The organism is Thalassotalea sp. SU-HH00458 (genome assembly GCF_040362795.1).
Classification (GTDB): domain Bacteria; phylum Pseudomonadota; class Gammaproteobacteria; order Enterobacterales; family Alteromonadaceae; genus Thalassotalea_H; species Thalassotalea_H castellviae.
This window is the reverse complement of sequence record NZ_BAABWW010000006.1, coordinates 200,562-221,305: the sequence shown is the minus strand read 5'-3', so window position 1 is coordinate 221,305 and position 20,744 is coordinate 200,562. Positions and strand designations below refer to the sequence as shown.

Here is a 20,744-nt window from a genome sequence, read left to right as displayed (position 1 = left end):
TTTTTATTACTTCTTTTCATGAATATTGAGTGGTAAAGTAACGGCATGAAATTTTCCATATTTTATTCTTTACTTTTTGCTTCTCTCATCTTGGTTAATGAGGAAGTTTACGCGAATAGTAAAGCATCAAAATCTGCGCAACAAAATATTCATCATATTTGTGAATCTTCTTATGATCTTTGTTTATCTTTGTTACCGCCATATTTAGCCAAATCACCAAAATATAGTCGCTTATGGTACGCCTATAAATTATATCAATTAGAAGCTTTATTTGCGTTAGAACGTGATGAAGAGCTAGAGAAAATGCTGCTGACAGTCGTATCAAGAAAGGATTTACCTGAGAAGTTCCATATCTATAGCTATATTTTATACGCAAAATTAATTCAATATAAAGGTGACACAGAACTAGCCAATCGTTACTTCAACGAAGCAAAGGAACTCTTGTTAGCGGTAAATAAAGAGTGGCCTAAACCGTTTGAGCTGATAAAAGTTGCTAATATGCTGCTTTATATGAATCAGTACCAGATTGGCTACGATATGTTATTAGGATTAGAAGAAAAGTTTAGCCATTTCACCGATGCTAATTTTAAATACCGTTTATATACTAACTTAGGGCATTTTGCTTTACGGTTACAAGATCATCCTGCACATCAGGAATACCGTTTAAAAGCTCTGCAGTGGGCAGAAAAAACGGATAATACCAACATGCAAGCGATTGCAAATTTTAATGTTGCACGTTCACATTATTTTGTTGATAGCTTTGACGTTGCTATCAAATATTTCAATTTGGCGTTAACTGTGTCATTAAAAGCACGTAATCAAAGCTTAGTAGATAAAACGTATTTAAATTTGGCTGATATTTATCATCGTTTAAATAATAGAAATAACGTTAAAGTACTGTTAAAAAAAGTGAATTTTGACGATTTAGATGGAGTATATGCCAAGTTATATACTCAGTTGTCTAATGACAATTAAAAAAGCCCGGTGACAAACCGGGCAAAATAAGGGAAAACATGTCGATTTAGTTATTAACTCGTTTTACTTGTTAATAAACTTTTACCATTAATCGCTATTTTTCTAGGTTTTAACGCTTCCGGTATTTCTCTTTCTAAATCAATATGTAGTAAACCATTTTCCATAAAAGCACCAATAACTTTCACATGATCACCTAGCTGAAATTTTCTTTCGAAATTTCTTTCGGCAATGCCTTGATGCAAAAATTTTCTGTCTGTTTTCTCTTTATCGGCCGGTTTATTACCGGTGACAATTAAATTATTTTGTTTAGACTCAATAGCTAATTCATCTTCAGCAAACCCAGCAACAGCCATAGTGATTCTGTATTGGTCTTCTGCTAGTAATTCAATATTATATGGGGGATAAGACGATTGTTTATCGGCTCTAGAGGCTTTATCTATTAAACCAGCTAAGTGGTCAAAACCAATAAATGAACGGTAAAGTGGGCTAAAATCTGTATTTGTACGCATAATTCATATCCTATTTAGTTAGCAATATGCTGTTTATCTGTTTAATAACTCAATGTTAATTGTCCAGCATCTGCTGCGACGAAACATTTTGCGTGTATTAAACAATCAATGTGCCTTTCATCAAGAACAGGCGGTTAAAGTAGTAGACCCTATCGGCGTCTACAGTTAAATAGATAAGGACGAGAAAATTAATTTCAAGAAAATAAAGCGAATATTTTTAAATTAATTTAAAGTTTAAAGGTAAGTTGTTGAAAATTAGAAGGTAATTTTTATATGTTTTTAATGGGAAATATTGTTTTTGTGAGAAAACTCTTCATGAACTTCCTCACTGAGTTACCATCATTCGACGATATGAGTTAATCTTGTGACTCTTTGACTGAGGTTAATTTGTTCAATTCGGTTAAGGCGAGCTCATAATTAGGGTGATTTGAAATATTTTTAACTAATTCTTTGTAGGCGACTTTACCTTGGTTATCAATAATAAAAATAGCACGAGTTAATAACCCCATATCTTTAATCAATAAGCCATATTGACTGCCAAAATCACGCCAAACCGCGTCAGACAATACCTTAATATTTTCAACTTTTTCGTTTTTGCAAAAACGTTTTTGTGCAAAGGGAAGATCATTACTAATGGTTAACATAGTAACTTGATCTGAAAAATTAGAAACTTCATCATTAAATCGCTTAGTTTGCAGTGAGCAAACTCCCGTATCTAAACTGGGAACCACAGAAATTAATAGGGTTTTATTTGTGAAATCTGAAAGCGAGACAGCAGCAAAAGACTCGTTCACAACTTTAAAAGGGGGCGCTGGTTCGCCAACCGTTACTTGATTGCCTAAAAGGGTGATGTATTTTTCACCCGCCATAACTAAGTTATTTGTTTCAGTGAGACTTGCCGTCGAAACACCATTCGCTAATACAGTGAATGCAAGTAAGAAATTAAAAAATGTAAATGTTAAACATCGAGCTAAAAACATAAGAAAAACTAATTGATAATGAAAATTAATGAAAGCTTAACCTTGGCAAAAAAAAATAGCCATAAAATAGTTTTTTTTTTAATTATTATCTATGGTTATAAAGTACAACATACTATTATGAGTGTGTTTTTTACTAAAACATCGTTGTTTGTAATGAGAAAATTAGAGTGAGTTTATGTCAACACCTTTATTAATTTGTGATGATTCGAATATGGCGCGTAAACAGGTGGCTCGATCGCTACCTGATGGATGGGATGTTGATATTAGCTTTGCAACAAATGGACGTGAAGCAATAGAGTTGATTAAAGCAGGAAAAGGCGATGTATTGCTTTTAGATTTAAATATGCCAGAAATGGATGGCTATCAAGTATTAGAGGCGATTGTTAAAGAAGATTTACCTACTATGGTCGTGGTAATTTCGGGTGATATTCAACCTGAAGCTCATCAACGAGTCACCAGTATGGGGGCTTTAGACTTTATCAAAAAGCCAGTTAATAAGGATAAATTAACGGATATTTTAAAAGCCTATGGTATTTTTTCTGATGAAGAAATGTCCTTTGAACCTGTGGTAAATACGGTTTTAGAAGAAAAAGTTAGCTTATCGCCAATGACAGAGCCTGTTGTTGCGCCAGAAGTCATAAGAGAAGCAGAGCCTGAGCTTGTTGTTCTTGATGCAGACTTAAGAGATTGTTATCAAGAAATTGCCAATGTTGCTATGGGGCAAGCGGGGGATTTACTCGCTAGGTTGCTCGATGTTTTTGTTGTTTTACCTATTCCCAATGTTAACTTAATTGAAGTCAGTGAATTAAGTATGGCATTGTCCGCAGTAGAAGAACATGAAAGCACTTCCGGAATATGCCAAGGTTTTATCGGTGCTGGTATTTCAGGAGAAGCCTTGTTAATTTTAAACGACTCTAGTTTTAAAGACGTTGCTTCTTTAATGAATTATCAATATGAAGTTGATGAAAGTACTGAACTTGAATTGTTAATGGATATGGCAAACTTACTGATTGGCGCATGTTTGAAAGGGGTATCAGAGCAGCTAGATATGACGTTTAGCCAAGGCCACCCCGTTGTATTAGGCCAACATCGGAAAATTTCTGAATTAATTGCGACCAATTCGACAAAATGGAAAAGAACTTTAGCGATAGAGATCAGTTATAACATTGAAAACTATCCAATAAAGTGTGATTTATTGTTGCTGTTTACTGAAGCATCAATGATTACGTTAAATAATAAAATTGCTTATTTGCTGGATTAATTTATGTCGTTAGAAACAGAACAAATGAATGAAATGCATTGGTTGATGGAAATGCTCCACACCATAGATGTTGGGTTAGTTGTTTTAGATCGGCAATATAACATTCAAATTTGGAATGGCTTTATGGAAAATCATAGCGGCTTGCTTCCAAGAGAAGTGAAAGGTAAGGCGTTGTTTGAGCTGTTTCCTGAAATTCCCAAAGAATGGTTTGTGAGAAAATCTGAATCTGTTTTCATGCTAAAAAATAAAGCGTTTACTATATGGGAACAGCGGCCATATCTTTTTAAATTTCAGAATTATCGGCCTATCACAGGTACCGCTGACTATATGTACCAGAACACAACATTTATTCCTTTAATGTCATCTACGGGTGAAGTTACCCATTTATGTTTAATTGTTTATGATGTAACTGATAACGCCACACATAAAAAAGATTTAGAGCAGGCAAATAGTGAATTAGAGGTATTAAGTCAAACGGATGGTTTAACGCAACTGTTTAATCGCATGCATTGGGAAAGTTGTTTAAAAAGCGAATTTAAACGCTGGCAACGTAGTGCGAATCCAAGCTGTTTAGTCATGATCGATATTGATAAGTTTAAAAATGTAAATGATACATACGGTCATGTGCTTGGAGATGAAGTCATTCGCCATATTTCAGAAAAAATTAGACATCATGTTAGAGAAACCGATATATCTGGGCGTTATGGTGGCGAGGAGTTTGCGGTGTTACTCGCCGATACTACCCTAGAAAATGCGCAAGTATTTGCTGAAAGACTGAGAAGGGAAATTGAAAATTCAGTGGTCAAGTATAATGATATTGATCTGAAATATACGATTAGTCTAGGTGTTGCAGAAATCGATGAAAGTATCAATAATTACGAAGCTTGGATTGAATGCGCTGATGCGGCTTTATATCGTTCAAAAGAAAACGGACGAAATAAAGTTTCATTACACCCTAAACAGGGCTGAATTAGCAAAGAGCAAAAAACAACTTAAATCAGTTAAGCGTTGGTAGATTTTCACTTTTCATGCACTCAAAAACCTTAAATGAATCAATGATGGCGTTTTATTATCTGTTAAAACGCCATTTGTTTTTTCTCAGCTCGTGTCGTTCAAACCTTCTTCTTGTAAACCCTTGGTTCGTATTACTTGAATTTTTATTGTTGATTTAACCTAGTTGCGTTATTTAAAACGCTTGTTTAAACTGTCAATATAAATCAAGAAATGAACTGGCAGTAATGACCTATGAGCACTAAAAATAAAATACTGGATGCAGCTGAGAGTTTGTTCGCTGATAAAGGCTTTAACGGTACATCATTACGTGAAATTACCAGTCTAGCGGAAGTCAATTTAGCAGCCGTTAATTACCATTTTGGCTCTAAAAAAGAGTTGATTAAAGCGGTGATGTCTCGTTATATGAACGAACTATCTCCAAATTTACAAGCCTCTTTACTCGTTATTTGCCAACAAGATACTAAACCTACATTACATGAAGTGTTTTCGGCGTTTATTGAACCTTTATTATCTTTAAATGTGTTTAGAGAAAATGGTACGAGTAATTTTTTACAATTACTTGGTCGTGGATATACTGATAGCCAAGGTTTTTTACGCTGGTTTTTAACCACGCAATACCCAGAAGTCATTACTAACTTTGTGACGGCAGTTCAACGCGCTTATCCCGAACTTTCTGCGGAAGATATTTTTTGGCGATTACATTTCACCATGGGAACGGTTATTTTTACCATGTCATCAAGTGATGCGTTAATGGATATTGCCAAGAATGATTTCGAACAAGATGTTGATATTGCTGATGTTATTCGTAAAGTGATCCCGTTTGTCGCTTCTGGAGTTGGCGCTCCTTTAGACTAATACATGCTATAACTCATTTTTGGCTTTAAAAAGTTAAAACGATAAATTATTCAATCATCACTATGTTATTTAAGCTTAATTGGGTAGAGTTACTTCCTATAAAATAACAAAAAAATATGAATCGTTTTTATGGGTCCTATCATGATGGACGTGCTTGGCACGTCACTAACTGAAGAAGATAAAGAACTGCTGAGTCACCCTCTTATCGGTGGCTTAATTTTATTTACACGTAACTTCCAATCTCCTGAGCAATTAACTGAATTAGTTCAAAATATTAGAACGGCTGCCAAAAAGCCTTTATTAATTGCAGTAGATCACGAAGGAGGCAGAGTACAACGATTTCGTGACGGCTTTTCTACTATTCCTGCGATGGGTAAGTTAATTGATTATGCCGAACAAGATATCAAAAAAGCACAGCAATTTGCGAAACAAAGTGGCGCGCTAATGGCGTTAGAAGTTCAAGCCGTTGGTATTGATATTAGTTTTGCACCAGTGCTCGACATCAATGGTATTAGTGAAGTCATTGGACAACGTAGTTTTCATCGTCAACCTGAAATAGTCACACCATTAGCACAATCGTTCATTGAAGGAATGCATTCAGTTGGCATGAAAGCTACGGGTAAACATTTTCCTGGTCATGGCAGTGTTCAAGCAGATTCGCATGTCGATTTGCCGATAGATAATCGCAGTTTAGCTGAGATCACTTGCCAAGACTTAATTCCTTTTCAACAATTGATTGCCTCCAACAATGTTGACGCTTTAATGCCAGCTCATGTTATTTACCCTGATGTTGATAATAAATCAGTCGGTTTTTCGCGTATATGGTTACAAGATATTCTACGTAATCAACTCAAGTTCAACGGCGTGATATTTAGTGATGACTTGTCAATGGAGGCAGCGGGTTCAATCGGAGGCTATGTTGAACGGTCTGAAGCGGCACAAGAGGCAGGCTGCGACATGTTGTTATTATGTAATAATCGTCAGGCCTTGATAAATGTTATTGATAATGCTCGATTAATCCATAATGTGGCAAGTGAAAAAAGAATTGCTCAGATGTTAAAAACTTCTGATTTCTCATGGCAGGCAATGCAGCAGCAACCTATGTGGCAAGAGTTATCTCAACGTAATCAGCAATTATTGATGCGAGAAAAATAGTATGTTGAAAATTAATAAATCATTAATGATTGTTGCAGCACCTCTCATTGCTGTGTGTAGTTATTTTATTTTATTGCAACTTGGGCTTGCAGATAAACCGGCTATTGCAGCAGCTATTACATTATTAACAGTTATATGGTGGGTAACAGAAGCTATTCCTATTCCAGCAACGTCACTGGTGCCTTTTGCATTATTACCTTTATTTGGCATCGTTGATCATAAAACCGTCGCTTCCTCTTTAGGTAGCCACGTTATCCTTTTGTTAATGGGAGCTTTTATGCTCTCCAAAGCAATTGAAAAAAGTGGCACGCATCATCGGCTTGCTGTCTATATGGTTAAGCTTGTTGGAGTCAGTAGTGCAAAACGTTTAGTGTTAGGGTTTATGTTAGCAACGGGCATTTTAAGTATGTGGATTTCTAATACCGCAACAACGCTTATTATGCTACCCATTGCGCTTGCCATTTTAACGCACGTAAATAACCCTCAGTTAAAAGTTGCTTTAATTTTAGGTATTGCTTATGCGGCAAGTGTTGGTGGGATAGGCACTCCTATTGGTACACCACCAAATGTTATTTTTATGGGGATTTATGAAGAGCATACAGGTCAAGAGTTTGGCTTTGTAAGTTGGATGAAAATTGGTATTCCAATAGTGCTGATTGTTTTACCTATTATGGCTTTATGGCTAACACGCAATATAACCTTAGAGCATAAAATTGAATTGCCTGAATTAGGCGCTTGGCGAAAAGAAGAAAGTAGAACGCTTTGGGTGTTTGGTTTAACGGCCTTAGCATGGGTAACCCGTGGAGAACCATTTGGTGGTTGGAGTGGTTTATTTGGTGTTGAGATAGCTGGCGATAGTACTGTAGCTCTTTTGGCTGTTGTGATCATGTTTTTGATCCCAAATGGTAAAGGTTCAAGGATCTTAGATTGGGAATCAGCGAAAGATATCCCATGGGGAATGTTGTTGTTATTTGCTGGCGGTATTGCAATTGCAAAAGGGTTTGTTGCGTCTGGGCTTAGTACGATTTTAGGCGATTGGTTAACGTCTTTAGCGAACTTACCAGCCATTTTAATGATTTTAACTATCTGTTTAGTGGTAACTTACTTAACAGAAATTACTAGTAATACCGCAACCGCTACGTTATTGATGCCTATTTTAGCTGTTGCAGCTGTTGCTTCTGGTTACGAGCCTAGTGTTTTCATGATCCCTGCGGCTATGTGTGCAAGTTGTGCTTTCATGCTTCCTGTGGCAACGGCTCCGAATGCCATCGCGTATGGTACAGGTGAAATTACTATTCAAGATATGGTAAAAGAAGGCGCGATATTAAGCTTTATTGTTTCTTGTATCGTGGCGGGCAGCTGTTATTTATTATTATTATCTTAAAGATAAAAAAATGCCTTAGTGTTAACAAGTTAACCCTAAGGCATAAACTACATCTAAAAAATCTCTGGGGAGAGATATTATTTACAACGAGTATAAATTAAGCATGTTCATCATAGCTAAGCTATATGACCTTTTTATGACAAAATATTCGCGATGAAAAAAAAGCAAAGGTTTAGTTGTGGGCAAGCATAAACTTCAACATTTTTACATTGCTGAAGAACAATCAATTTATTTATTGAGCCATAAAGATGCCACGAAACTGAAACAGTGGGTTGATTTATGTCAGCAACAGTTGAAACTATTAGGCTATTCAGAAATATCTCTTATCGGTAAAGGAGCTTTTGGCTTTGTTTTTGGTGGGATAAACAGCACTGGTTTAGCACAAGTATTTAAATTTTCTCGTATTAATTTACCTCAGCATGTTCAAGATAGGCTTGCGGAAGAAGCGGAAATTCAAGCTCAATTAGCCCACCCTAAAATTCCAAAAATCATCGAATATTATAAAATTAAACGTCAATCCATCGTGCATATGGAGCGAGCACCTGGTATTAACCTCGAGCAATATTCTCATTTACACGGGCCATTGCCTCCTGAGTTAATTGTTCATATAGCTTTGCAATTGGCTGATATTTTAGTGTATTTACGCGATACTTCTTTGCATCAAAATGGTAAGCCGTATGTACACGGTGATATAAAACCGTCGAATGTGGTTTTTCATGAGGAAAGTCAGCAAATTTACTTGGTAGATTGGGGCTCTGCAGTCACGGCACAACTTGATATTCACGGCAATACCACATCCAATAATGTCATGGATTTGATGAGCAGTGATTTACAAAATTCTAATGCACGCTTAGGCGATGTTTACTTTATCGGGCCGGAACAAATCAATGGCAATTTATCCTCTCCTCGTTTTGATGAGCAAGGATTAGCCGCCACTTTATACGCCTTGGCTTCAGGACAATCATGCCGCTACGGACACAATGTAATAACCCCTTGCTCCCTAGGGTTACCTAAAGTTTTAGCTAAAATCATTGAAGCTATGCTCAGTGATGATCCTCAACAAAGAAACCAAGCAGGTGATTACTTTTTTGATCATTTAAAGCTACTAAAAAATACAGTGTTAGCAAGTACACCAACGACACCTGAGATTAAACCTTTAATACCTGTGTGGATCAAAGCGTCAACACAAGAAATAGATACGGTTGTTTATGGCTCTCGAAAATCGTTTTTACGCGAAGAGAGCGACAGCGACTCGTTATCTGATATTGATGATGCTCAGTTAGAAAAATATTACAAAAACTACTTAATGGGAATGGGAGATACCGAAAAAGCTTTTGTGGCTGCGGTTAGTCGTTTAGGTAACTTCCCTGTTGTTGGTGGCTTAGCGATTCGATGGGAAAAAGAAGGGGTTTATATTGATTCGAATTTAACCATGTTTGATCAATCGTTAAAAACATCTTTTCAAAGTGCTGTAAATAATATGATCCGACTCGCACAAGGTATTTTTCGCGTGGGTGTTTTCAAAAGTTGTTTGTTTAATGCTCGTAATACGTTACATGTTGAGCGTGAAGATGAAAACGCACCATTCTCAGTTACGCCGGGACAAAAAATACACTTTGATATCAGTGATGTACCAGAAGTTGACGACATCACCAAATTGCACTCTTATTTTGAAGACGGTAAAGACCCTGATGAATATTTATATTTACCGGATGAAATTATGACGGTGTTAACGCGGTTAAACTCAATTCATCATACCGGCTGTATTATTTTTGAAGTGTTACCAACCCATTTAAAAATTCACAGTTACTTAATGTTGTTAAACCATGATAAAGAGCAAGAGTTTAGGCAGTGTTTAGCTGAAATATTGCAACTTTTACCGACTATCAATGGTCAGGGGATTTCGGGTTTTATGAAATTACCTTATAAAGATACCCGTTTTTTTGAACATATAAATAAATTGCCTGAGAAGTTTTATCCGGCAAATCCTAAACTCAAGACAAGCAAATAAACGACTATACTGATTATTAGCAGCAACTTTTTATGCAATTATCGCCACATGGAGAAAAATATGACTGACAAAATAGGTGAAATGGCTTGGTTAGATCTTTCAGTTAACAATGCTGAACAAGTAAAAGACTTTTATCAACAAGTTATTGGTTGGCAAAGTGAAGCTGTGTCTATGGGAGATTATAATGACCATACGGTTATGTCGCCAAGCTCGGGAGAGGCCGTGGGTGGAATTTGTCATGCACAAGGTTGTAATGCTGATTTACCTCCTGCGTGGTTGCCGTATTTTTTAGTTGAGAATGTTACTGAATCTGTCGCCCAAGTTTTGGCAAATGGCGGTGAAATGGTCACTGAAATTAAATCAATGGGCGATGATAAATATGCGGTGATAAAAGATCCTGCAGGCGCGGTTTGTGCTATTTATCAAAAAGCCTAGCAATAAAATGAGGTAAACGGTATCGAGTAATTCCCGTTTACCTTTAATCGAAAGTTATGCTAATTCTTTTGCTTTAAGTTAAGCCTGAAAAGGCTTTAGTTGGCTGAGGTCTGGTTGTTGGCAAAAAGCATCAAAACGCTCAGCTAAACGTTCTGTTTCAGTTAAAACCGTGCGCCAATATTTGATACGGGTAGTGGCATCCATTTCAGTGAAGTCTTTTCTATCCGGAATTTTGCCAAATGGTATTGACGCAATAAATTGTTGAGACGGCACTATCATCACAACATTTTGATAGTGATTTTCTTGTACTTTGCGAGTTAAATTTTTATCAAACCATCCAGCTTTTGGCTGCGCATTAAAGTGGGGGTATAAAATTAAACCTTCATTCTCACTCTTCTGATTCTCAGCATTTTCTATTTGAATATCAAAATGATAATCAATAATGCCGCCATCTCGGTACATTCCTTTTGATGAGTTTGGAATATCTTTTACCCCTTGCATCACCATAGGAATTGAGCCCGATGCAAGTAAAGCAGCTTTTAAGTTCCGTTCTGTTAAAGGCTGATAAAAGGTGTCAAATTGACAATGGTCAGTAAGTTTTACTCGACTATTGGGATGATGATATACATAACGTTGATATTGGTGTTTTAATAAATTTCGGTCAATTCGATTTAACACAATGCTGCCCAATAAACCTAAAAACTGTAAGGGCTTACTGTCAAAACTTGTTAATCCTTGGCATTTTGCAACTATAAAATGTGCCTTAAAAATAGGGTTGTTAATGATCTCTGCCATGCCATTCTTGCCATAAACAGCGTCTAATAACGTTTTAGCTTTGGTGGTAATTTCAAGCGCATCGGCTTTTTCAGTATAAACTGTTTCACTATAAATTTTAGCTAAGCGAGTAATGGCAGCTACCGGATCTTTTTGAGCTAGGGCACCAAAACGAAATGCACCTGCCGATGAGCCTATTAAGTTGAGTTCAGTTGTTCGTTCTTGAAAGAATTCGCCAAATATATACTTATCTAGCCCAAACAAGGTAAACCATTTAGGTCCACCGCTGGCGCCGAGCATTGAAGTGAATAATTCTTGTTTAAAACCTTGTTGCTGAATGGTTTTTAGCGCGTGGGTTCCGGCATAAATATCAAGCATGACTAATGTTATAACTCTACTTTTTTAAGATTATTATTTATTTTCTTTTTTGGGCGACGGTTAAATCGTACACATTATAAATTCGACCAAGAGTAATGACTTTGATTACTTGGCACAAATAAAGTTTGATATAAATTCGTAGCGTAATCGTCTGTCATTCCCGCAACATAATCTGCAATGATCCGATGACAATTCGTGCCATCAGCTTTTGCTCGTAAATAGCGTGCTTTCGCATTTATCGGTAGTAACCTTTCAGGATCCGACGCTAGTGCTTCGAAAAGTTCCATGACAACTTGTTGGCCACGATATTCAATTTGTTGAATTGCCGTTTGTTTAATAACAAATTGAAGGACAAAATCTTTAAATATTTGTAATGCTTTTTTAGCAATATCAGGATGTTGAGCATTGTACCTTAAAAGCGGCTCCGAAAAGTTGATATTATCAGCTTCATTCAGATCAACTAACACAATTTCCGTGATCAAATAATTGACTAATCCGCCAATTGCTTCTTTTTGCAAGTGATGTTGTTGACTAAATAATTGCTGAGTTAAAGTCTCACTAATTTCCTGTAACCATTCATCATCAAGTACTTTCAGTTGCTTAACAACATGCTTTTCAAAATCGTTTTGGTTAACAACGCCGGTAACGATGGCATCTTCTAGATCGTGAATGCCATAAGCAATATCATCTGCGAGCTCCATGATGGAGCAATCGAGTGATTTAAATAACGTTTTATTGTGCTTATTTTTATGTTGAGTGGTTTGCTGAAATAATGATTTATCTTCTAAGTTCAATGGAGCAAGCACCCAATTTAAAGTCTCTTCATCGTCTAAAAATAATCCCTTGGGTGGATGGAAATCTGCTGCTTTTAATTGACGATGCGATGATAAGGTTTTGACTTGATCTGATGATGATAAACAATCAATGGTTTGAGGGTATTTCATTAGTCCTAATAATGTACGTCTAGCTAAATTCATCCCGTAATTTTCACTATAAGGTTCTAACTTGGAAACTATCCGAAAAGTTTGTCCGTTTCCTTCGAAGCCGCCAAAGTCACGCATCATATAATGTAAGGCAACTTCACCACCATGACCAAAAGGCGGATGACCTATGTCATGAGCTAAACAAATGGCTTCTATTAAGGTGTCATTTTCTGGAAATAACGTTGCCGTGAGATCTGGAAATTTATCTCTTAGTTGAGCACTGATACCTGATCCTATTTGTGCTGCTTCTAATGAATGTGTCAGACGAGTTCGATAAAAGTCACTTTGACCACTGCCCATTACTTGTGTTTTAGATTGCAGTCGACGAAAAGCGGCGGAGTGAAGAATTCTTGCTCTGTCTCTTTGAAAAGGGCTACGGTGATCTTGTCGACGTGTTGCCACTTTAGTAAATTGTCTCGTTAACCAGATATTATTCATAGCAGGCCTAATATATTATTAAAATACATGCTAAACTTCTGTATTGTTGTAACAGATAGTTTCTTAACTTTCACGTTAACATTTTACTTAGTTTATTGTTAGTCACAAACGATATATTGTTGAAAGTTATAGAAAAGCAAGGGTGTAAATGGGGTCTTTTTATAAAATAATTTGTTGTTTAGTTATTATTACGCCATTGTTAAGTAAAGCTGTAGAATATACCGATCTAGCCGTTGAACAAAAAAACATTTTTCCACGAGAATCGATAGTAGACGAACAGACCCTAGAGCTTGTCACTGGTTTAGCAAAGCCTCCTTTTATCCTTGAAGATCAACAACATGGTTTGCAACTCGATTTGATCAGAGAAGCGTTTGCTAGCGAAAACTATAACGTTAACTTTAATGCAATGCCGCTGGGGCGAAATCTTACTGGCTTTCGACGCATGAACGCCGACGGCATCATAACGTTACCGCCAAGCTATGAACATCCTGCACTTTTTATTTCAAAGCCTTACATCATTTATCAAAATGTCGCGGTGAGTCTTTCTGAAGATAACTTTAAAATTGAGCAAATATCAGAACTATCTGATAAAAGCATTATTGCATTTCAAAATGCTAAGAAATTTCTTGGTGACGAATATGAAGGTACCATCGCTTACTCAATGGATTACCGAGAAGTGCCTGATCAAATGAAGCAAATTGAATTATTGTTTTTACGTAGAACGGAAGTGATAATTCTTGATATTAATATATTTAAGTATTTCGTAAAAACACAAAAAAATCCGCTTTTTAATAAACCATATACCGTGCATTATATTTTTAATGAACGCCCTTATTCAGTAGGTTTTAAATCTAATGAGTTAAAGGAAACATTTGATAAAGGCATAGAAACCATTAAAGAAAACGGTACTTATCAGTTGGTAATAGATAACTACCTGAATTAAAAAGTTATTTATTAGCAATGAAAATGGCTCTTTTTGGCGCTGGGTAACCTTCTATTGTTTTTGATTGATCGTCTGGATCAAGGAAGTCTTCCAAAGATTCAGTGTCTATCCAGTCTGTTTTGCGTTGTTCGCCAAGGGCTGTAACATCTGTATTGACCACCCGAATATTGCTAAAGCCACAACGAGCTAACCACGCACACATTGCATCACAACTTGGTAGAAACCAGACATTACGCATTTTCGCATAACGTTCGCCAGGCACTAATACAGTATTTTCATCCCCATCAACCACTAATGTTTCTAGTACTAATTCACCACCTTTTACGAGTTGTGACTTTAATTGATATAAAAAATCAATCGGTGAACGTCGATGATATAAAACGCCCATAGCAAATACACTGTCAAAGGCATGTAATTCGGGTAATTGTTCGACACCTAAAGGTAATAGGTGGACTTGTTTATCATTGACAAAATGCTGGATGGCGTTAAATTGAGTAAAAAATAGCTGGGTTGGATCAATTCCCACGACAAATTCTGCACCTTCACCTCGCATTCGCCATAAGTGATAACCACTGCCACAACCTATGTCTAATACATATTTATTTTTCAATGAACTGATATGAGGAAGGAGTCGATCCCACTTAAAATCAGATCGCCATTCGGTATCAATATGTAAGCCATGAATATGGTAAGGACCTTTGCGCCAAGGTTTGAATTTTTTTAATAAGTTTTCTAAACGTTTATATTCACCCTCTTTAATGTCGCTTTTTTCACCGACAATTACACCATCTTGTAAATTGATGCTTGATGGCTTTGTTTCAGGTAATGCATCGAGTGTTTTTTGCCATTGTAAAAACTCACCATGCAGTTCTTGTTTTTGCCAGTGGGTAAGTTGAGCAGGTAGGGTGTTTAACCAATGAGATAAGCGGTTTTGAGCGATTTCTTGATAAAAAGTATTAAAATTCATTGAGACAACTACTTATTTGATGGCGACTAAAGAGTAAAAGTTAAAACATTGAAACCAAGGCGTTACGTGAGTAAAGCCGGCATTTTTCAAGCGTGTTATTTGAGTATCAACCGTATCAGTGAGCATAACTTTTTCTAAAGCCGTTCGCTTTTGAGCTATTTCTAAATCACTGTATCCGTTGGCACGTTTAAAGTTATGATGTAAATCAGTTAATAAATTTTGACATGTTTGATCGTCAGTAGAGAGTTTTTCAGATAATACCAATGCGCCACCGGGTAGTAAGCCATTGGCAATATTATTGATGACTTGTTCGCGCAGGTTAGGCTCAATAAATTGTAAAGTAAAATTCAAGACAACCATTGAAGCATTGTGAATAGGGTAATCGACAATATTTCCTTCTACAATTTCAGCAGGCGTTTCTCCTTTAAAAGCATTAATATGCATTTTACAACGTTCAACCATGGCTGTGGAGTTATCGACACCTATTATTTGACAATTTTGAGCTGTAATGGCTTTTCGCATAGCTAAGGTTGCAGCACCTAAAGAACAACCTAAATCATAAATATTTGAATTATTAGTGACATATTGCTGACTTAATTGAGCAATCGTTTCTATAATAGTATTGTAGCCTGGTACTGAACGTGAAATCATATCAGGAAAAACTTCTACAACTTGTGCGTCAAAAGTAAAATCTTTCACTTTACTTTGTTTGTTTGAAAAAATTAAATCGGTTTCTGAGCGAGTCATAGCGTAAAGTCATTGTGTAGGAATGCTAATTGCTGGTATTTTAACTGAAAAACAATGATCAATAAAATGGATAAATATTATTTGCCTATACTAATAGTGCTAAAGACAGTTAAATAAATCCCATAAACAGGAGAAAGGCTTGAAATATTGGTTAGTTAAATTTTTATTTATTAATACCTTATTCTTTTGTTGCCAAGTATTTGCTCAAACCAAAGCAGAAATACCACAACCTATTAAAATAGCGTTCAATAAAACTTCATTCCCATTTCATTTTCAAAATCAGCAAGGTGAGGCTGATGGCATTATGGTGGATTATTGGAAACTATGGGCGAACAAACAGAATGTAGTCGTTGAGTTTGTTCCAATGAGTTGGCTTGAAACATTAGCTTCTGTGAGTGAAGGTGAAGCCGATATTCACGCAGGCATGGCCAAAACCGACAATAGAGCAAAAGTGTTTACTTTTACCGACACTTTTTTTAAACAAAAAAGCCACATATATTTACACCGTAATTACGAACATATTGAAACACTTCAACAATTAATACCGCTCACCATTGGCGTTGTTGCTGGGTCAAGTCATATAGAAATCCTGAAAAAATTAAACCCTGATTTTATGATCCGGGAATATAAAAGTAGGTTTGCATTATTTGATGGCGCATTAAACGGTGAAATAGCCGCATTTAGTATTTTAGATCGAGTATTTCGAAATTATCAAAAACGAAAAGAACTATTAACGCAATTTCCAACCTATCGTAGAATTTTATTAAATCAAGATGAATATGTTTCGGCGGTTAAAAAAGATAATACTGTGTTAGCCCAGTTTATTGAGGACGGATTAGCAAAAATAACACCAGAAGATAAAACGATATTAGAGAAAAAATGGTTAGGGTTTAATAAAAGCACCGATAAAGTATTACTTGCGTATACGCCTAATTTACTTCCTTACATGGGAGAGTCTATTAATGGCAAGGCACAAGGTTTATTTATTGATATTTGGCGTTTATGGTCAGAACAAACAGGGTTAGCGGTAGAGTTTATTCCTGAAAAAATGACGGATGCAATTGAATTGATCAAAGCAGGAGAGATTGATGCCCATGTTGCTTACCCCAATAATAAACTCTCTAGTGATAACTTAACGCTCGCTCATCAAATTTATTCTGTACCTTCAAATGTTTATATCTCAAATAATATACCGAATATCTCTGAGCTTTCTCAACTTAATGGCAAACGATTAGGTATTTTTAAGACTGCACCTTACATAGCACAGATTGCAAAAAATCATCCCGACATAAAACTGGTGTTTCTTAAAAACTATAAAGATGTGTTAAAAGCCATTGATAAAAATGATATAGATGCATTTGTTGGCGCAGTTGAAACCACACACGAACAGCTTACACAAGCAAATTTACAACTCGCTTTTTATAAGCTACCTATTAGCCCTTTTAAAACCAATATTTTTGCTTTAACGCAACATAAAAACACGCGTCTTGTCGAAATTATAAAGGAAGGTTTTGATCTCCTACCAACAGCAGCATTAATTCAACTGGAAGAAAATTGGTTGTCAAATAAACAAGAAGGTTTTTATAAGCAAAGCGCTAAAAAAGTGGAATTAACCAAAGATGAAAAAACTTTTTTATCAGAAGTAGACACCATAAAAGTAGGGATTAACAAAAGTTGGCGACCGGTAGAGTTTGTTAATGAAAATGGTAAAGCCGAAGGGATAAATGCTGATATTTTGGCACTGATCAGTCAGAAAACTGGCATCAATTTCACCTTTAAATTTTATGACAGTTGGAGCGAAATGTTACAAGGCGTTATCAATAAAGAAGTAGATTTACTTGGTAGTGCTAATGAATCAGAAGAGCGTAAAAAAGTACTATCATTTACCGACTCATACTGGGATATGCCTTGGGTTGTTATTCATCAACGTCAACAAAGAAGTGGTTTGAAATTAAAAGATTTTTATGGGAAAAAATTGGCGATCGTTAAAGGTTATCATGTCTCGAAAGTCATTCAAAAAGATCACCCCAACATTATTTTAAAATTAGTAGACGATCACGAAGAGGGTATAAAAGCAGTTCAACAAGGAGAAGTTCAAGGGTTAATCGAAAACATAGCCTCAGCTTCTGAACTGATTCGACGTGAAAGTTTGATGACTTTATATATGTCGGTGGTTGATGAATTTAATCTTGATAAGAATAGTTTTGCGATTCGTAAAGATTGGCCTGAATTAACCCGTATTATTAATAAAGCATTATTAACTATTTCTGAAAGTGAGCGTTTTGTCATTTATGAAAAATGGTTTGGCATTAATTTAGAAACAGGCTTTGATAAAGACACGGTTTTAAGACTGTCGGCGCAAATTGGGGTTATTATTATTACTATCATAGTGGTTATTGTTGTGTGGAATAGACGTCTTTATGTCGAAATTCAAACACGAAAATCCCTCGAGAAAAAAATGAAGCATATGGCAACGCATGATGAATTGACGGGGCTAGCAAATCGCGTTTTATTAAAAGATAGAATTAAAACCGCCATCAACTTTCATCAACGCCAGTCATTACAAATGGCATTATTGTTTATTGATCTCGATGGTTTCAAAGGTATTAATGATAACTATGGCCACGATGTTGGCGATGAATTACTGATACGAGTGGCTGACCGATTATCTCAGTGTGTTCGTAAATCTGATACCACGGTTCGCTTTGGTGGTGATGAGTTTGTGCTCTTACTCACAGGACTTCATAATAAAGATGAAGCTGCTTTTATTGCAGAAAAAGTACTACAACTGATGCAAAAGCCCTTTCAATTATCTATCGCCCAAGCCAAAATCGGGTGTAGTATTGGAATTGCAATGTATCCTGGCGATGCTAAATCTGAAACCGACTTACTAAAAGAAGCCGATAGATTAATGTATGAAGTAAAAGCCACGGGTAAAAATCATTTTGCATTTAGTTCATAAGCTGTTTGTTGGTGGCACTCCACATTGTAAATAGGTTTTTTATCATCTCGCATTGAATACTGGTGACTTTAATCTTGATTGCTTTATAATGTCGGCAAATTTTTATCCTAAAAGAAACCTGCGAAAAACAAGTCGCTAAATTCTCGAGTAATCAAGGCAAATTAGTATGCGTACGCTTTATTGTGGTGAGGTCAATGAATCTCATATCGGTCAAGAAATAACATTATGTGGTTGGGTTAACAAACGTCGTGATTTAGGCGCTGTTATCTTCTTAGATATCCGTGACCGTGAAGGCATAGTGCAAGTTGTTTATGATCCTGACTTACCTGAGGTGATCAAAAAAGCCAATACTTTACGCAATGAGTTTTGTGTACAAATTAAAGGTAAAGTTCGTGCTCGTCCAGAAGGACAAATCAACAAAGACATGAAAACCGGCGGTATCGAAGTATTAGGTTTAGATCTAACTATCTTAAATAAGTCTGCGCCATTACCCCTTGATTCAAACCAAACTAACTCAGAAGAGCAACGCTTAAAGTATCGTTATTTAGATTTGCGTCGCGCTGAAATGACAGAGCGTATGCGTTTTCGTGCAAAAGTAACGTCAGCGGTTCGTTCTTCACTTGAATCACAAGGTTTCTTAGATATTGAAACACCAATTCTTACCGCGGCAACTCCTGAAGGTGCACGCGATTATTTAGTACCAAGTCGTACCCACAAAGGGCAGTTTTTTGCATTACCGCAATCACCACAGTTATTTAAGCAGTTGTTGATGATGTCGGGAATGGAACGATACTATCAAATCGTTAAATGTTTCCGTGATGAAGATTTACGAGCCGATAGACAGCCAGAATTTACTCAAATAGATATTGAAACGTCATTTATGTCATCAGATCAAGTGATGGAAGTGACAGAGAAAATGATCCGTGAATTGTTTCAAACCATGTTGAATGTAGATTTGGGCGAATTTCCTCGCATGCCATATTCTGAGGCAATGTCTCGTTTTGGCAGTGATAAGCCTGATTTACGTAATCCATTAGAGATAGTGGATGTTGCAGACATTCTAAAAGACGTTGAATTTAAGGTGTTTTCAGGACCAGCTAACGATGAAAAAGGTCGTGTTGCAATCATTTGTGTTCCGCAAGGCGCTGCGAAATTTTCACGGAAAGGACTTGATGAATTAACTAAATATGTTGGTATTTATGGCGCGAAAGGCATGCCTTGGTTAAAAGTCAATGACATTGATGCCGGCATGGATGGCTTACAATCGCCAATTTTAAAATTTTTAACAGAAGATGCTGCTAAAGCTTTGCTTGCACGTGCAAACGCCAAATCAGGTGATATTATTTTCTTTGGTGCTGATCAATACAATGTAGTGAGTGAATCACTCGGTGCACTGCGCCTTAAATTAGGTGAAGATCTAGAATTACTAACAGGCGAATGGAAACCATTGTGGGTAGTTGACTTCCCAATGTTTGAAGAAGTTGATGGTCATATGCATGCTATTCATCACCCCTTTACTGCCCCGACAAACTTAACCGCAGAAGAGCTTGAAGCGAATCCTGTCGGCGCATTATCTGATGCCTATGATATGGTACTAAATGGTTGTGAATTAGGCGGAGGCTCTGTCCGTATTCATAATCAAGATATGCAAGCAGCTGTCTTTAGAATTTTAGGGATCAGTGATGAAGAAGCACAAGAAAAATTTGGCTTCTTACTTGAAGCATTACAATACGGTGCGCCGCCACATGCTGGTTTAGCGTTTGGTTTAGACAGACTCGTGATGTTAATGACAGGTGCAAGTTCAATTCGTGATGTAATGGCATTCCCTAAAACGACGACTGCGGCTTGTCCGTTAACCAATGCTCCCGGGCAAGCAAACCCTGAACAACTGAAAGAGTTAGGAATTGCTAAAACCGAAGAAAACGCTGCTGCAACTGAATAGTTGTTAACTTAGTTAGCTTTACTTTGAAAGC

General features: G+C 36.5%; 17 protein-coding genes. 11 read left to right on the top strand and 6 right to left on the bottom strand.

What is annotated here, in order from left to right; all coding sequences use genetic code 11:
- Nucleotides 1-45 precede the first annotated feature (45 nt).
- The gene (locus ABXH06_RS11245) at nucleotides 46-975 is read left to right on the top strand and encodes a hypothetical protein (protein ID WP_311577070.1); all 930 of its coding nucleotides are present in this window, start codon (nucleotides 46-48) and stop codon (nucleotides 973-975) included.
- Nucleotides 976-1,028: 53 nt separating this feature from the next.
- Here ABXH06_RS11245 and ABXH06_RS11240 read toward each other — a convergent pair whose 3' ends face one another.
- Nucleotides 1,029-1,484 carry an Hsp20 family protein gene (locus ABXH06_RS11240; RefSeq protein WP_353518280.1) on the bottom strand — a complete coding sequence of 152 codons (456 nt, stop codon included), beginning with the start codon at nucleotides 1,482-1,484 and terminating at the stop codon, nucleotides 1,029-1,031.
- A 356-nt stretch (nucleotides 1,485-1,840) separates the two neighbouring features.
- Nucleotides 1,841-2,464 carry a thiol peroxidase gene (tpx, locus tag ABXH06_RS11235; RefSeq protein ID WP_311577064.1) on the bottom strand — a complete coding sequence of 208 codons (624 nt, stop codon included), beginning with the start codon at nucleotides 2,462-2,464 and terminating at the stop codon, nucleotides 1,841-1,843.
- 175 nt (nucleotides 2,465-2,639) lie between these two features.
- Between tpx and ABXH06_RS11230 the strand changes: the two genes are divergently transcribed.
- The 7 genes from ABXH06_RS11230 to ABXH06_RS11200 all read left to right on the top strand — a co-directional run bounded on the left by ABXH06_RS11230 (nucleotide 2,640) and on the right by ABXH06_RS11200 (nucleotide 10,579).
- The gene (locus ABXH06_RS11230; protein ID WP_311577061.1) at nucleotides 2,640-3,725 is read left to right on the top strand and encodes a response regulator; all 1,086 of its coding nucleotides are present in this window, start codon (nucleotides 2,640-2,642) and stop codon (nucleotides 3,723-3,725) included.
- Nucleotides 3,726-3,728: 3 nt separating this feature from the next.
- Nucleotides 3,729-4,694: a GGDEF domain-containing protein gene (locus ABXH06_RS11225; protein ID WP_353518279.1), complete on the top strand. Its 966-nt coding sequence runs from the start codon at nucleotides 3,729-3,731 to the stop codon at nucleotides 4,692-4,694.
- Between the two features lie 276 nt (nucleotides 4,695-4,970).
- The gene (gene psrA / locus ABXH06_RS11220; protein WP_353518278.1) at nucleotides 4,971-5,594 is read left to right on the top strand and encodes a TetR family transcriptional repressor PsrA; all 624 of its coding nucleotides are present in this window, start codon (nucleotides 4,971-4,973) and stop codon (nucleotides 5,592-5,594) included.
- Nucleotides 5,595-5,723: 129 nt separating this feature from the next.
- On the top strand, nucleotides 5,724-6,749 hold the full coding sequence (gene nagZ, locus ABXH06_RS11215; protein WP_353518277.1) for a beta-N-acetylhexosaminidase: 1,026 nt from the start codon (nucleotides 5,724-5,726) through the stop codon (nucleotides 6,747-6,749).
- 1 nt (nucleotide 6,750) lies between these two features.
- Nucleotides 6,751-8,133 carry an SLC13 family permease gene (locus ABXH06_RS11210; RefSeq protein WP_353518276.1) on the top strand — a complete coding sequence of 461 codons (1,383 nt, stop codon included), beginning with the start codon at nucleotides 6,751-6,753 and terminating at the stop codon, nucleotides 8,131-8,133.
- A 178-nt stretch (nucleotides 8,134-8,311) separates the two neighbouring features.
- Nucleotides 8,312-10,144 (top strand): protein kinase domain-containing protein, encoded by a 1,833-nt coding sequence (locus ABXH06_RS11205; protein ID WP_353518275.1) that lies wholly within the window; start codon nucleotides 8,312-8,314, stop codon nucleotides 10,142-10,144.
- 60 nt (nucleotides 10,145-10,204) lie between these two features.
- Complete coding sequence (locus ABXH06_RS11200; RefSeq protein WP_311577045.1) at nucleotides 10,205-10,579, top strand: VOC family protein; 375 nt, start codon at nucleotides 10,205-10,207, stop codon at nucleotides 10,577-10,579.
- A 78-nt stretch (nucleotides 10,580-10,657) separates the two neighbouring features.
- Here ABXH06_RS11200 and ABXH06_RS11195 read toward each other — a convergent pair whose 3' ends face one another.
- Together ABXH06_RS11195 and ABXH06_RS11190 are read right to left on the bottom strand one after the other, a co-directional pair.
- Nucleotides 10,658-11,731, bottom strand: a complete 1,074-nt coding sequence (locus tag ABXH06_RS11195; protein ID WP_353518274.1) for a patatin-like phospholipase family protein — start codon at nucleotides 11,729-11,731, stop codon at nucleotides 10,658-10,660.
- 74 nt (nucleotides 11,732-11,805) lie between these two features.
- Entirely contained in the window at nucleotides 11,806-13,152 is a 1,347-nt protein-coding gene (locus tag ABXH06_RS11190) for an anti-phage deoxyguanosine triphosphatase (protein WP_353518273.1), read from the bottom strand.
- A 148-nt stretch (nucleotides 13,153-13,300) separates the two neighbouring features.
- Here ABXH06_RS11190 and ABXH06_RS11185 point away from each other — a divergent pair, with 148 nt between their 5' ends.
- A complete protein-coding gene (locus ABXH06_RS11185) occupies nucleotides 13,301-14,095 on the top strand; it encodes a substrate-binding periplasmic protein (RefSeq protein WP_353518272.1) in 795 nt (264 codons plus the stop codon).
- A 4-nt stretch (nucleotides 14,096-14,099) separates the two neighbouring features.
- Here ABXH06_RS11185 and cmoB read toward each other — a convergent pair whose 3' ends face one another.
- Together cmoB and cmoA are read right to left on the bottom strand one after the other, a co-directional pair.
- Nucleotides 14,100-15,062 (bottom strand): tRNA 5-methoxyuridine(34)/uridine 5-oxyacetic acid(34) synthase CmoB, encoded by a 963-nt coding sequence (gene cmoB, locus ABXH06_RS11180; RefSeq protein WP_311577034.1) that lies wholly within the window; start codon nucleotides 15,060-15,062, stop codon nucleotides 14,100-14,102.
- 12 nt (nucleotides 15,063-15,074) lie between these two features.
- Nucleotides 15,075-15,809 (bottom strand): carboxy-S-adenosyl-L-methionine synthase CmoA, encoded by a 735-nt coding sequence (cmoA, locus tag ABXH06_RS11175; protein WP_353518271.1) that lies wholly within the window; start codon nucleotides 15,807-15,809, stop codon nucleotides 15,075-15,077.
- 139 nt (nucleotides 15,810-15,948) lie between these two features.
- Between cmoA and ABXH06_RS11170 the strand changes: the two genes are divergently transcribed.
- Both ABXH06_RS11170 and aspS read left to right on the top strand, forming a co-directional pair.
- A complete protein-coding gene (locus ABXH06_RS11170) occupies nucleotides 15,949-18,771 on the top strand; it encodes a transporter substrate-binding domain-containing protein (RefSeq protein WP_353518270.1) in 2,823 nt (940 codons plus the stop codon).
- Between the two features lie 166 nt (nucleotides 18,772-18,937).
- Nucleotides 18,938-20,713 (top strand): aspartate--tRNA ligase, encoded by a 1,776-nt coding sequence (aspS, locus tag ABXH06_RS11165; RefSeq protein ID WP_311577013.1) that lies wholly within the window; start codon nucleotides 18,938-18,940, stop codon nucleotides 20,711-20,713.
- The last annotated feature ends 31 nt before the right edge of the window (nucleotides 20,714-20,744 follow it).

Bases quoted from the DNA above. Each gene is read 5' to 3' on its own strand.
- ABXH06_RS11245 (WP_311577070.1), top strand. From the start codon at position 46: ATGAAATTTTCCATATTTTATTCTTTACTTTTTGCTTCTCTCATCTTG.
- ABXH06_RS11240 (WP_353518280.1), bottom strand. From the start codon at position 1,484: ATGCGTACAAATACAGATTTTAGCCCACTTTACCGTTCATTTATTGGT.
- tpx (WP_311577064.1), bottom strand. From the start codon at position 2,464: ATGTTTTTAGCTCGATGTTTAACATTTACATTTTTTAATTTCTTACTT.
- ABXH06_RS11230 (WP_311577061.1), top strand. From the start codon at position 2,640: ATGTCAACACCTTTATTAATTTGTGATGATTCGAATATGGCGCGTAAA.
- ABXH06_RS11225 (WP_353518279.1), top strand. From the start codon at position 3,729: ATGTCGTTAGAAACAGAACAAATGAATGAAATGCATTGGTTGATGGAA.
- psrA (WP_353518278.1), top strand. From the start codon at position 4,971: ATGAGCACTAAAAATAAAATACTGGATGCAGCTGAGAGTTTGTTCGCT.
- nagZ (WP_353518277.1), top strand. From the start codon at position 5,724: ATGGGTCCTATCATGATGGACGTGCTTGGCACGTCACTAACTGAAGAA.
- ABXH06_RS11210 (WP_353518276.1), top strand. From the start codon at position 6,751: ATGTTGAAAATTAATAAATCATTAATGATTGTTGCAGCACCTCTCATT.
- ABXH06_RS11200 (WP_311577045.1), top strand. From the start codon at position 10,205: ATGACTGACAAAATAGGTGAAATGGCTTGGTTAGATCTTTCAGTTAAC.
- ABXH06_RS11195 (WP_353518274.1), bottom strand. From the start codon at position 11,731: ATGCTTGATATTTATGCCGGAACCCACGCGCTAAAAACCATTCAGCAA.
- ABXH06_RS11190 (WP_353518273.1), bottom strand. From the start codon at position 13,152: ATGAATAATATCTGGTTAACGAGACAATTTACTAAAGTGGCAACACGT.
- ABXH06_RS11185 (WP_353518272.1), top strand. From the start codon at position 13,301: ATGGGGTCTTTTTATAAAATAATTTGTTGTTTAGTTATTATTACGCCA.
- cmoB (WP_311577034.1), bottom strand. From the start codon at position 15,062: ATGAATTTTAATACTTTTTATCAAGAAATCGCTCAAAACCGCTTATCT.
- cmoA (WP_353518271.1), bottom strand. From the start codon at position 15,809: ATGACTCGCTCAGAAACCGATTTAATTTTTTCAAACAAACAAAGTAAA.
- aspS (WP_311577013.1), top strand. From the start codon at position 18,938: ATGCGTACGCTTTATTGTGGTGAGGTCAATGAATCTCATATCGGTCAA.